Below are 13,730 nucleotides of genomic sequence, written 5' to 3'. Positions count from 1 at the left end.
TTTTTTATTGGAGGGCAAAGATATAACATTTGACGAAAGATAAAAGTTACCCGCACGGATAACAGAGATGGAGATCATAGCGACCGGCAAAGGCCACGTTATATTATACCGTTATCCTGATTGGCACATCAATTAATTGTTTTATCTTTGTATTCATACATAAAATAAACAGAAGTGATGGACAGAAAGAAATTACCGATAGGTATCAGCGATTACAAGCTGTTGATCAGTGAAGAGTACTATTATGTGGATAAAACAGACTTTATCCGCCAGATAGTAGAAGACGGGAGCCTGATCACCCTGCTTTCCCGCCCACGCCGCTTCGGAAAGACACTTAACCTTTCCACACTTCGTTACTTCTTCGAAAAGACCGAAGGCAATGTGTACCGTCCGCTCTTTAAAGGGAAAAGCATCGAAGGATGGAAAGACTTCGATAAGTATCAGGGGAAATATCCCGTGATATTCATCACACTCAAGGACTGCAAGGCGGATACTTTTGATGAAGTGTTGTTAATGCTTGCCCGCGAAATGCAAACAGAATATATCCGGCACGATTATCTGCGGGAGCATATCCGGCAAACAGACTATCTGGATCAATTTATCCGTCTGCAAAACCGTAAGGCAACCCCCGACGAGCTGGCCGGTTCGATCAGTTTGTTGGCAGAATTGCTTACCAATTACTGGGGCATGCCCCCGCTCGTACTTCTCGACGAATACGATAGTCCCATCCACGTAGCCTTCGACAAAGGCTACTACGACAGGATGATCGGTTTCATGCGAAACTTTATGAGTGCGGTGTTCAAAGATAATACGGATATCTTCCGTGGCGTTATCACCGGTATCCTCCGAGTGAGCAAAGAATCGATTTTCAGCGGACTGAATAATATAGATGTAGATACCATTCTGGAGCATCCGATGTGTACCTCCTTTGGTTTTACGCAGGAGGAAACAGACCGGATGCTGGACGATTATTCACTCAGCAGCCATAAAAGAGAAGTGAAAGAATGGTATAACGGCTACCTGTTCGGCGGCAAGACGGTTTACAACCCCTGGTCGGTATTATCTTATATTAATAAAGGCGGCGTATTGGCTCCCTACTGGGTAAACACCGGTTCAGACGTCCTGCTACGCCACTTGCTGGCCGAAGGGCCTGCACAGATACGTGACGGTGTGGAGGCCCTGATACAAGGCGACCCGATCCGCAGCGTGGTTAACGACAAACTGGCGTTTCCGGATCTGCTGGCAGAACCCTCCAATATCTGGTCGTTCATGCTTTTCAGCGGTTACCTGAAAGCATCCGATCCGAAAAACAACAGTGAGGATCTGACGGAATATACCCTGCAAGTACCCAACCGGGAGGTGAGAACAGTATTCTTTACTATTATACGCAGTTGGATAAACAATGGCCCGGTGAAGAACGACCGTCTCGAACGGATGCTGCAAGCACTGGATGAAAACAATATGCCTATCTTCCAACGGCTGCTGAACGATTTTGTGGTTAACACGCTTTCCTATTATGATACTTCCGGACGCGATCCGGAGAAAGTCTACCAGGCATTCCTGCTCGGTATGCTGGTCAGTTCGGGAGCGTATGAGGTAAATAGCAACCGCGAGTCGGGCCTGGGGCGTTACGATATCCTGATGCGTCCGCGTAATATCCAAAAACGCGGCATTATCATGGAACTGAAACTCTACGACCCGATGTTCGACAAGTCGGTGGATGATGTTCTCGACTCCGCTCTTGGGCAGATCGAAGACAAACAATACGCAGCTACCCTGCATGCCGCAGGGGTCACCGATATACTCAAAATGGCCATCACATTCGATGGCAAACGGGTATGGATAAAGACGGTGGAATAACAACATTTGACGAAAGATAAAAGTTACCCGCGCAGGCATTCGTCATTCCCTGCGCAGCCAATTGTTGTTAGCTGCACAGGGAGTAAAGATTAGATGTTATTTCAACCTATTCACCCGCGCCACATCCGTCAACTTTACACAGACTGTTGCGCCCAGTTGCTCCAGGAAGAGCATGAGGTGGTTCTTTTTTATCTTCTTTATCTTTCCCGATACATGCCGCATCGCACCGGTAAGGATCTCTACCTCCTCACCCGGACAAAGCTCATGTTCGGCAGCCTGCTCCAGGAACTCCTTGATAGCATCCACTTCGACCTGGCGGACAATAGCCGGTTTTCCGTTATAAAAAACAATCCGGATAACGCCGTATACCTTCAATAAGTCGCGCAAAACTGCATCCGTACACCTGACAAACACATACGAACTGAACAAAGGTATCTCAACTATCTTCACACGGTCCGACCATACCCGCGGAGTACGATGTAAAGGCAACCAGCATTCTACTCCTAACAAGTCGATTCGCTCTTTTACCTGCTTTTCGGCACGCGGAGCCGTATATAAAACATACCAGTTAGTATCTTGAGGGGATATCATTGACATTTTTTTTTATTCAGGGCACAAATATAGAACTATTTTTCGTATTATTGCAAAGCTGTTTGCGAACACATAATTTTAATACCATGAATAGAAGAAATTTTTTACAAAAGTCCGCATTATCTGCTGCCGGACTAGGTTTATCGCCGTTATTCGGTAGTGCGTACGGAGCTGTTTACGGACAAACGGCTCCCAGCAATAAAGTAAAAGTAGCCCTGATCGGATGCCGCTCGATGGGTTTTTCCAATCTCAGCAATTTCCTGAAATATCCGGAAGTAGAATGCGTAGCCCTTTGCGACATAGACGACGAATGGCTGAACAAACGGGCAGCCGATGTTGAAAAAGCAACCGGCAAGAAAGTCCCTAACTTATATAAAGACTGGCGCAAGGTCATAGACAATAAAGATATAGACGCAGTGATCATCGGAACTCCCGACCACTGGCATTGCCTGCCTACCATATACGCCTGCCAGGCAGGCAAAGACGTATATGTAGAAAAGCCGCTTTCCAACACCATCGAAGAATGTAACCTGATGGAGAAAGCCGCCCGCAAATACAACCGCATTGTACAGGTAGGCCAATGGCAACGCAGCGACCCTCACTGGGACGAGGCCGCCAATTACCTGAAAGCCGGTAACATCGGCCGCATACGTACGGTAAAAGTATGGGCTTACCAAGATGGCAAACCCACCCTGCCCGTCATTCCCGACAGCCCTGTTCCCGCCGGAGTGGATTACGACATGTGGCTGGGCCCGGCTCCGAAACGTCCGTTCAACACCTACCGTTTCCATTATAATTTCCGCTTCTTCTGGGATTATGCCGGCGGCCTGATGTCAGACTGGGGCGTGCACCTATTGGATTATGCCCTCGAAGGTATGAATGCCGACCTGCCCAGCCGCGTATTCTCCGGTGGCGGCAAGTTCGCCTATCCCGATGATGCGATGGAAACTCCCGATACCTTGATGGCAACTTACGCCTACAACGATTTCAACATTATCTGGGATCATGCCTGCGGGATCAACCACGGCCCGTTCGACAAAAAAGAGGGACTCGCTTTTTATGGAGAAAACGGAACACTGGTACTCACCCGTGCAGGCTGGGAAGTTATTCCTGTCGTTGCCGGAAAAGAAGCACGTATGGAAGCCGTTCCGTTCAAAAAAGGGGAAGGTAAAGGGTTGTACAACCATGTCGGGAATTTCCTGAACTGTATCAAAAGTCGCGAATTACCCCATGCCGACATAGCCATCGGCGCACGGGTAGCCAAAATGTCGCACCTGGCAAATATTTCATGCCGTTTGCAACGCGAAGTACGCTGGGACGATACCAACAGCCTGTTTGTAGGTGATAATGAAGCAACTGCTTTATCAAAAGCGTACTACCGGGCTCCCTGGGTATTGCCCCAAATATGACACAACAAGCATTTTCCACATGAAAGCCTTGAAATTCTTTTGGTAATAAATATTTATATGTACATTTGTACAATATACGATTACATATAAATATCATTTACCTAATATGAGCAGCGCATATGCAGACTATTCAAGAGAAGAGTTGATCCGTGAAATTGAGATCTTGAAAAAAGAATGCTCTTCTTTTAACGATGGTGATTTATATAAGAGCCGGATGCTGATAGATATGATCGCATTACGGAAAACACTTTCCGATGTGCTGTCCTTATTATTAAGGTCGGAACAAAACGAAACGATCGACCAGGCTTTGCTTATTGTCCTACGCTTTTTCAAAGTAGATCGCGTATACATAGGTATATTCGATGAAAAAAGATGTATGATAGACTTCACGCATGAGGTGACGCACGAAGGGGTGATCTCCATGCGTGAAGACTTGTTGCGGCAGTTGTCGACAGAAGATATCCCCTGGTGGATCGAACAGATAAAAGGAGGTAAAGATGTCATCATCCCCGATGTGGAGAAAATGCCCCGGGAAGCTGCGGCTGAACAACATCTGCTACATTTGCAGGATGTTGTCTCCCTCTTGGTCCTTCCGGTTTTCCATATGGGAAAAGTCAGCGGATTTATCGGACTGGACTGCGTGAAGGCCCAACGCACGTGGAATGCCATAGACGTGGAAAACCTGCGGATGCTGACCGATATCGTTTTCATAGCCATCGAACGGGAACATGCACAGGGCATGATGGAGTACTCCATGAAGCAAGTGCTGCAAAGCGAATCCAAATTCCAGATCATATTCGACCAGTTGCCCTGGGGAGTGGAATTGTATGACGAGAAAGGCAACCTGCTCGACCTGAATAATGCGGATCTTGAGATATTCGGAACCACGCGCGAACAGGCCATCGGGCTGAACGCCTTCGATAATCCCAACATCCCGGCATGGGTAAACGACAAACTGAAAAAAGGGGAAGATGTTGCCTTCACGCTGATTTATAACTTCAAAGCTGTTTCGGAAACCGGCTACTACCGGACAACCGTCAAAGATCATATCAAATATTTACAGGTAAAAGGTGTCGTCCTGAAAGATAAACAGGGCGTCATATTCGGATTTTTCTATATCGTATTCGACGATACGGAAAATTATCTCAAGGCGGAGCAGACGCAGTACAATCTGACCAAACTGAAAGTCGCTGTCGACACCGGCGACTCTATCATCTGGGAGTATGATGTGGCTTCCGACAAGCTGAATGTAGATTTCAGCCTGAGTGAAAATATTGGAGATAACAAGCTCCTATCCTATCTAAACCGGGAGAACCTGAACTATATGGAGGATTTTGCCGGAACTTTGCACCCGGAAGACTTCGACAGGGTATACAACCAACAGTTCAAAAGGCTGCTCAACGGTGAAATAAACAGTTATGCGTCGGTATACCGCCGTATCCTCGACGGAAAAACATACTGGATCAACTCGAATGTTCGTTCTTACAAACTGAACGAAGATGGTACGCCCAGCAAAATAATAAGCTACACCTCCAACATCAGCAAGCAACGTGAAAAAGAGATCGAACTGATCAAGGTAAAAGAGGCGGACAAACTTAAATCGGCTTTCCTGGCCAATATGAGCCACGAAATACGTACACCCCTGAATGCTATCGTAGGCTTTTCCGATCTGATAGCGGAAACGGAAGACAAGGAAGACAGGCAGGCATACCTGGATATTATCCATAAGAACAACAACCTGTTGCTCAACCTGATCGGGGATATCCTGGACTTCTCTAAAATAGAATCGGGCACATTACAGTATAACATAGCACAAACGGATATCAAAGAGCTTTGCCGCGAAATACACCAGGCAGAATCGCTCAAAATGACTTCGGATGTAAAACTGCTGTTCGACGACAATTTACCTTCCGTCATCCTCAAGACAGATCCACAGCGGGTGATACAGGTGATTACGAACTTTATAAACAACGCAATCAAATTTACTTCCAAAGGCAGTATCACCATTTCTTATGCCAGAAAGAACAGTTTTCTCAAAATAAGGGTCAGCGATACCGGTATCGGTATTGCCGAAGAGAACCGGGGCCGTATCTTCGAGCGTTTTATCAAAATAAACGACTTTAAGCAGGGTACGGGACTCGGCCTTACGATCAGCAAAATGATCGTGGAAAACCTGGGGGGCAGTATCGGGGTAGATTCGGTGCAGGGAGAAGGCTCTACCTTCTGGTTCACGCTTCCGCTTGAACCGGATAATAAAGATATACATGAATTACCGGAGGAAGAAGAAACACCTCTCCCTCCACCCGTAGTCGAAAAGCCTGTTTCCAAAAGGAAAAAGGTACTGATCGCCGAGGATGTTCCCGAAAACTATTTCCTGCTACAAACGTTGTTCGGGAAAATATATGAGCTACACCATGCCTGGAACGGGGATGAAGCGGTAGACATGTACCGGAAATATGATCCGGACCTGATCCTGATGGACCTGAGAATGCCCGTAATGGATGGCTTCCAGGCAACCCGTATCATCCGTGAATTGTCGGAGACAATACCGATCATCGCACTGACTGCGTTTGCTTTTGAAAGGGAAAAAGAGATTGCCCGAGAATGCCGTTTTACGGATTATGTGGTCAAACCGGTCGATATTAATAAATTAAGGGAGTTGGTTCACAATAGATTATATAATAGATAAGGCTACACAAAAGAATAGGTAAAGCAACAAAAAGCCGGTTGAAAAAAATCAACCGGCTTTTTATTTATCCTGTATTCCTATTATTACGGCATCGGAGCAGCAGAAGGCGGAGGCGTTGCAGTACCCCATGCTTTATTAGCCCGTGGGCCCATTTCCAATTCCAATAGACCGCCCTGAGCGATATCGCTGTGCCGGAACCAGGGCTGGTTCAGTACTTCACCGTTCAACTTGGCCGACTGCACGTACTTATTCTTTTCGGAGGCATTGTTCGCCTTGATCTCGAACGTATTGCCATTCCCCAGGTCAACCTTCACATCGGTAAATACCGGGCTGCCTATATTATAGGTAGGGGAACCGGGAGTGACCGGATAAAAGCCCATCTGGCTGAATACTACGAAAGCAGACATACCGCCGCCGTCTTCATCACCCGGAACACCCATCAGGTCGTTGCGAAACCACTGGTTGAGCAGCGTACGGATACGTTTCTGCGTTTTCCAGGGCTGGCCGGCGTAGTTATACAGATACGGGATATGCAAACTGGGTTCGTTCGCCATCGAGAACATTCCCACGTTACCGGTATGGTCAGGCAGGAAAGAATAAAAACTCCATTTGGACATACCCAAGGGTTCGTTAAACATAGAATCGAGAGCCGAAGTGAAGACCTTATCTCCACCGATCATAGAGATCAGGTCGCCGATGTTATGCTGTACGTCCCAACGATAGATATAGCCATTGTTTTCGTCATAATAATCGCGTGCACCCAGACCGCCGTCGTAACGGTAATCCATCGGTTCGATAAATTTGCCGTCTTTATCCTTCGGATGGAAGAAGCGGGTGTCGGGGTTGAACAGGTTGCGGTAGTTGTACGATTCGCGCAAGTAATGCTTTGCCTCGTCTTCCTTACCCAATTCGGCTGCGATCTGCGAAAGACACCACTGGTCGTAAGCCGTACCTAATGTAACGGCTACGGGCTGACGTTTTTCCCAGATAGATACATTTTCTACTGTTTCTTTTTCGCCGGGTCTTAAGGCCGGGATATAACCATGTTCCTTATAGAAATCATCCAACCATCCGGCAGGTTTAGCCGACCAGGGAATCAAGGTCTTTTCTTCGATACCTTTCTTCGATGCGATATAGGCTTTCTCCAGGTCGAAACCGCGTACCCCTTTTCTCCAGGCATCGATCACGGTAGCTACGGCATGGTTGGAGTTCATACGGCGGGAGTCGCCGGTTACTTCGGGGAAGGTCGGCATCCAATTTGTCCCCATCTGTTCGGCCATCAATAAGAAGGAGTTGATGATATTGCTTTCTTCCTCGTTGTCGATCAGGATACGCAGCGGATGAGTAGCACGGTAGGTGTCCCAGATCCAGTCGTCGGTATAAAACGGCCGGCCGCCGTCTTCGTGTATCTTTCCATCGAAAGCGCTGTAATAACGGCCGTCTTCGCTCAGGTTGACCGGACGTTCGTAGCAACGGTAGAGAGAGGTATAGAATACGACCCTATCGTTGTCGGTTCCACCTTGTGTCTGTATCTTGCCGAGAGCTTCGTTCCAGTCGTTGCGGGCGATCTTGGCTACTACGTCGACATCATAAGCGGCAATCTCACGTTCGAGGTTCTTCTTTGCCTGTTCTTCGCTGATAAAGGAGATACCGTAACGAACACCCAGTTGCTTGACATCGTTACCGTAAGCCAATACCAGTGCGGCGTCTTTTCCTTCCACGGAGGTTTCCCCGTACTTCACAGCGTTGTCAGCCAGTACACCGCATTGCTGCGGAGCCATGTCGGTTTCGGCATAAAGATAGACTTTTGTCTTTTTGTCTACGAACTGGTAACCGCTGATATTCTTGCCATCGCTCTTCAACTGACCGTTGCGGCTGTTGAATACCAGATAGGCAGGTCCTTCCCCTTCGAAGGTGATATTATACACGGCACTCTGGTGAGACGGAGCGTAATCTACAGCGATATTGTTATCATCCAGATATACCTCGTAACGGTACGGACGGATCTTTTCATGATCGTAGCTGTAGTTGATAACCGGCTTCAGTCCGGACGCTTCTCCCTGATACGGGCTCAGGTTGAAGGCGGAACTTCCGCGGTGGCTGGTCACGATAATAGGTAATCCGCTTAACATGTCGCCTGTAAAGTCGGCACGCTCCGGATAAACACGGAGCATGCTGTTAGGTAAATGTATCGTCGGATAGGTAGGCACCAATAAGTGGCTGATATTTCCCATATAAGGGTTCACATAATCTACCGGGCTTTTCTGTGTGGAGACATCGCCTCCGGCTGCACAAGAGGCCAGCAGAAATACGGAAGCCAATAGGGCCACACCTGTTTTAATTTTCTTGTTTACGTTCATATACCTGTCTGTTTATTTCTTTTTTGACTTTGCAGCCGGAACCAGCTTCTTAAAGTTCTCGTCGTCGACAGAGAATGAATAAGGAAGGTCTTCCGGGTTAACGCCTCTGTTCAGGTTGGGTTTGTCGCCCATCTTGATGTCGAGAACACCGCCTTTCAGCAGTTCGTTATGGTCGAGATAATTCTTGGTATAGTTCACACCGTTGAACGACATCGACTCGATATAGATGTTCTTGTCGCTGTTTTCAGGAGCATTAATCACCAGGTTCTTTCCGTTCTCGAAATGCAAAGTAGCCTTCTTGAACAACGGAGCACCCAAGACATACTGGGTCGTACCCGGTGCAACCGGATAGAAACCAAGAGCGGAGAATACATACCAGGCAGAAGTCTGTCCGTTATCCTCGTCACCGCAATAACCGTCGGGGGTCGGGGTGTACATCTTGTTCATCACGTCGCGTACCCAGTACTGTGCTTTCCAGGGTTGTCCGGCATAATTGTACATATAGATCATGTGCTGGATCGGCTGGTTACCGTGTGCATAGTTACCCATGTTCATGATCTGCATTTCGCGGATCTCGTGGATCACCTGTCCGTAATAGCTGTCGTCGAACAACGGCGGAACGGCAAATACGGAGTCGAGCATCATAACGAAAGAATCTTTACCACCCATCAGATCTATTAGTCCCTGCGGATCGTGGAAGACAGACCAGGTGTAATGCCAGCTGTTTCCTTCGGTAAAGGCATCGCCCCATTTCAACGGAGAGAACGGAGACTGGAATGTACCGTCGGCGTTCTTACCGCGCATCAGTTTGCTTTCCTTATCGTACAGGTTCTTATAGTTCATCGCACGTTTTGCGTACAGCTCGAGTTCTTTTTTCGGACGGCCCAGTTCTTTGGCGATCTGGTAGATACACCAGTCGTTGTAGGCATATTCAAGCGTACGGGCTGCGTTCTCGTTGATCTTCACATCGTAGGGAACATAACCCAATTTATTATAGTATTCATGTCCCAGACGGCCGGTAGATGAAACGGTAGGATGTACGTTTTCCGTTCCGTGGATCAAGCCTTTATAAAGGGTTTCCAGGTCGTCTACTTTCACACCTTTCATATAAGCGTCTACCAGGACGGAGGCGGAGTTGTTGCCGACCATACAGCCACGGTGACCGGGACTTGCCCATTCCGGGAAGAAACCGCTTTCTTTATATGTATTGATCAGACCTTCCTGCATTTCCTTGTTCATAGTCGGGAACATCAGGTTCAGGAATGGGAACAGGGCACGGAAGGTGTCCCAGAAACCGGTATCGGTAAACATATAGCCGGGCAAAACTTCACCGTTATACGGGCTGTAGTGAACCACATTGCCTGCTGCATCTATTTCGTAGAATTTGCGGGGGAAAAGCAGGGCACGGTACATGCAGGAATAGAATGTGCGGTACTGGTCCAACGAACCACCTTCCACCTCGATCTTACCGAGTACATCGTTCCAGGCTTGTTTGCCTTTAGCCATTAATGTTTCGAAAGAGTCGTTACCCAGTTCCTTCATATTCACGGCAGCCTGGTCGAAGCTGATGAATGAAGAGGCTACCTTGGCATGAACGATCTCGCCCTTACGGGTCTTGAAGCCGATCACAGCTCCCACATGTTTGTCGGTCTGTTCCTTCGCTCCTTCTTTCAAAGAGTTGTCGGCAAAAGTAGCTTCATAAGTGAAAGGTTTGTCGAACTCTATGATAAAGTAGTTCTTGAAGTTTTCGGGTACTCCCCCACTGTTCTTTGTCGAATAACCGATGATCTTGTTTTCTTCGGGGATCACCTTGATATACGAAGCATTGTCGAGTGCATCGACAACGATATAAGAATGATCGTTCTCCGGGAAAGTGAAACGGAAAAGAGCGGCACGGTCGGTCGGTGTCAACTCGGTGATCACATCGTGATCTGCCAGATATGCTTTATAATAATAAGGTTTTACCACCTCACTCTTATGGGAGAACCAGCTGGCACGTTTATCCTGGTCAAACTCGGGAGCGCCTACGACAGGCATAATAACAAACTGTCCGTAATCATTGATCCACGGGCTCGGCTGATGAGTCTGTTTGAACCCTCTGATTTTATTGGCGGTATATACATACTGCCATCCGTCCCCCATCTTACCGGTCTGGGGCGTCCAGAAATTCATACCCCACGGACGGGCAATGGCCGGATACGTATTTCCTGTCGACAGCTCGAAACTCGATTGAGTTCCCATCAACGGCAGTGCGTACTCTACCGGATCAAACGCTTCATTTCCTGAAGCCGCCATGGCGGGCTTTCCTACAAAAGCCAACATGGCGGCCAAAGCGAAAGCGCATACACTTTTTCTTTTCATGATTTAGTTTATATTTGGTTCAATTACTAATACATTCATTGATCTTTAATAAGCACAAAGATAATCACTATTTCATAGCAGAAGAACACAATTAAAATTAATTGCGTTTGAATCTATTAAAGAAATGCCGGAAGTAAACTTCTTCACTTCCGGCATTTTATTACCAATCAAAAGAAACCTGAATGCCTTCCGGAGCATTCTCGAATTTCAACAGACAGGTTCGACTCACGTCATCCCATGCATAGATCGCATCGGCAAGGGTCTGCCCTTTAGCATCCGAGACAGTGACCTTCTCCGGCTTCTGCGGTAATAAGACACGCATCACATTCGTTGTGTTGACCGGGCTTTTAGCAACAAACGAATAAGCATTTTTGTTTACTTTTTCGTCATACACACGTGCTGCGCCGCATAACACCTGTGGCTTGTTCCGGTTTTCCACCCGGTCGATATTGACCAGATAGGCTTGTTCACCCGGATTTATTATCTTCTCGCTCAGAACGGGTAACTCCGGATCAAACAGATCGATCAGTCTGCCTTTTATAATATATGGTTCATTACTAATCATTCCTTCATCCAACACGGATACCAGATCATAATATCCTCTTTCCAGATAGAAATTATTCTTGAACTGAAGATTGCCGGCATTGGCTTTTTCTTCATACAAACGTTTCACCGTAGCCACGAACTCTTTGTCGGCATCTGCTTTCAAGACAAACTCCTTCGGGTCCTGGCGAACAACGAAAACCGTTCCTTTGCCATAAGTATATTCGCCCTCTTTAGCGTCTTTGTCTATTCCCATCAAACCGAACAGGTGCTGAGAAGGTGTTTTATACTTTTCCGCATCCTGGTTCCACCATTCCTGTACCGACTGGAAAGGGTCCGTATCGCGTGTGCTGTATACTAATACTCCTCCGTTTTTAACCCATTCGGCAATATACTTATGTGTTTCCTTTTCCAGAGGTTTCATATTGGAATAAGTCATCAACAATACTTTCGTATTTTCCCAGGTTTCCGGATAAGATACATTCTCGAGATGCAACAGATGTACAGGGACTCCCCGTTTCAGGAAAGGCAGGGCCTGGCCGTAAAAGTTAGATAACTGCGGATCGTCATGACCGGCAACCGGCTGGGGTGCCCGCTGGAACATCAACGAGTTGGCCATCAAAACACTGATACCGGAAGATCCGGATACCTTATTGTCGGATAAAGGCATATTATTCAGTGAATTGATCATGACCTGCATTTGGGTGGAGTAGAAACGCGGGATGCGTGCTTTCTCTTCACTGTTGGCACTTTTACGATATAAACCTTCATAAATACGGTCCGGCCACGGCATTACTTCGTAGTTATTATTGTTTGGGTACAATAGCTTGGCTGTAAAGGTTGCCTGGTAGTTCTTCTTATAGTCTGCCCAGTCGCGAGGCCAGTCTTCAATCGGGTCGGTCAGGAAGAATACCTTACGGCCGGTCGGGGCTGTCATCGATTCCATGCAACCGTATTCCAGGAAGGCGGTTTCGAATACGCGTTCTTTAGCAACCCCGTTGAAGTAGTTCGGTTCGCGGGATGTTCCCGTCCATACCTGGGCGATATATCCATCCACACAAGGCAGAGAGGCCAGGCTTGCTTCCGGACTTACGATCTGCCACTGGGAATAGTTCACCAGCGAATGGGTAGGCACGTAACAGCGCACATCCATTCCTTTGCTTTTACCGTATTCCTTCGCATAAGTGAAACATTCGTTCAATGCCCGGTAATACAGATGGTATTTCAGTTTATTGGAAAGATAAGTATTCTCCGCCGATTCATGTTGCGGACGCCAGTCGAAACCGTAATACTCTTTCCATTCCCTTTTGAATGCTTCACTGTAACCGCCACGGGCCCAGAATTCAGGTTCTTCCAGATAAATGGCATCGATACCGGCATCGATCACTCTCTTTATATGTTGTTCCTGCATGTATTTGATGAAATTCTTTGAAGGAACGATATAAGGGACCAGATGGCCATGCCAAATCGTATCCCCTTTCATCGTTACCTGTCCTTCATCCAAATGCCACTTACCATCCCATTGACCGGTAAAATAATCCTGATATTCTCCCCAGGCGATTCCCGTCATAAAATGAGTGGTATATCCTTTATCACGCCAGCTTTGCACACGTTGTTCAAAAGTAAGACCGGAACGTTTTTCGGAAGGGTTTCCTCCCACTCCATAAACGATAGCCACATCGGCACGCACATCGGTTGTCGGTTTCCAGGGTTGACCGGTTTGAAAGGCGGTCTTTTCCCGTCTTTCGGCAGGAGTCGCTTCCGCTCCCTTTTCTCCCCTTTGCCCGGTCAGGCAGGAAGTGGTTAACAAAGAAAAGGCCATACAACTCAATACTAGTTTTTTTACATTTGTCTTCATGATTTAAAATTTAACTGTTCGATATAAAAAGGGCACCCTAAATGTATGAATAATCCAGA

7 protein-coding genes are annotated in these 13,730 nt (G+C 47.2%); 3 read left to right on the top strand and 4 right to left on the bottom strand.

Annotated features, from left to right (window positions below; genetic code table 11):
• Window positions 1-177 precede the first annotated feature (177 nt).
• Window positions 178-1,860 (top strand): AAA family ATPase, encoded by a 1,683-nt coding sequence (locus tag M1P97_RS03765; protein WP_249388406.1) that lies wholly within the window; start codon window positions 178-180, stop codon window positions 1,858-1,860.
• Window positions 1,861-1,956: 96 nt separating this feature from the next.
• Here M1P97_RS03765 and M1P97_RS03760 read toward each other — a convergent pair whose 3' ends face one another.
• Window positions 1,957-2,451: a UpxY family transcription antiterminator gene (locus M1P97_RS03760; RefSeq protein WP_195372232.1), complete on the bottom strand. Its 495-nt coding sequence runs from the start codon at window positions 2,449-2,451 to the stop codon at window positions 1,957-1,959.
• Between the two features lie 86 nt (window positions 2,452-2,537).
• Here M1P97_RS03760 and M1P97_RS03755 point away from each other — a divergent pair, with 86 nt between their 5' ends.
• Entirely contained in the window at window positions 2,538-3,860 is a 1,323-nt protein-coding gene (locus tag M1P97_RS03755) for a Gfo/Idh/MocA family protein (RefSeq protein ID WP_195372233.1), read from the top strand.
• Window positions 3,861-3,966: 106 nt separating this feature from the next.
• Window positions 3,967-6,549 carry a hybrid sensor histidine kinase/response regulator gene (locus M1P97_RS03750; RefSeq protein WP_249388405.1) on the top strand — a complete coding sequence of 861 codons (2,583 nt, stop codon included), beginning with the start codon at window positions 3,967-3,969 and terminating at the stop codon, window positions 6,547-6,549.
• An 83-nt stretch (window positions 6,550-6,632) separates the two neighbouring features.
• On the opposite strand, the gene M1P97_RS03745 is transcribed toward M1P97_RS03750, so the two are convergent.
• The 3 genes from M1P97_RS03745 to M1P97_RS03735 all read right to left on the bottom strand — a co-directional run bounded on the left by M1P97_RS03745 (window position 6,633) and on the right by M1P97_RS03735 (window position 13,671).
• Window positions 6,633-8,909: a GH92 family glycosyl hydrolase gene (locus tag M1P97_RS03745; RefSeq protein ID WP_249388404.1), complete on the bottom strand. Its 2,277-nt coding sequence runs from the start codon at window positions 8,907-8,909 to the stop codon at window positions 6,633-6,635.
• Window positions 8,910-8,921: 12 nt separating this feature from the next.
• Window positions 8,922-11,270: a GH92 family glycosyl hydrolase gene (locus M1P97_RS03740; protein WP_195372236.1), complete on the bottom strand. Its 2,349-nt coding sequence runs from the start codon at window positions 11,268-11,270 to the stop codon at window positions 8,922-8,924.
• Window positions 11,271-11,430: 160 nt separating this feature from the next.
• Window positions 11,431-13,671, bottom strand: a complete 2,241-nt coding sequence (locus tag M1P97_RS03735; RefSeq protein ID WP_249388403.1) for a hypothetical protein — start codon at window positions 13,669-13,671, stop codon at window positions 11,431-11,433.
• Between the last annotated feature and the right edge of the window lie 59 nt (window positions 13,672-13,730).

This window comes from Parabacteroides leei, assembly GCF_023369805.1.
GTDB lineage: Bacteria > Bacteroidota > Bacteroidia > Bacteroidales > Tannerellaceae > Parabacteroides > Parabacteroides leei.
This window is presented reverse-complemented; position numbering and strand designations above follow the sequence as displayed.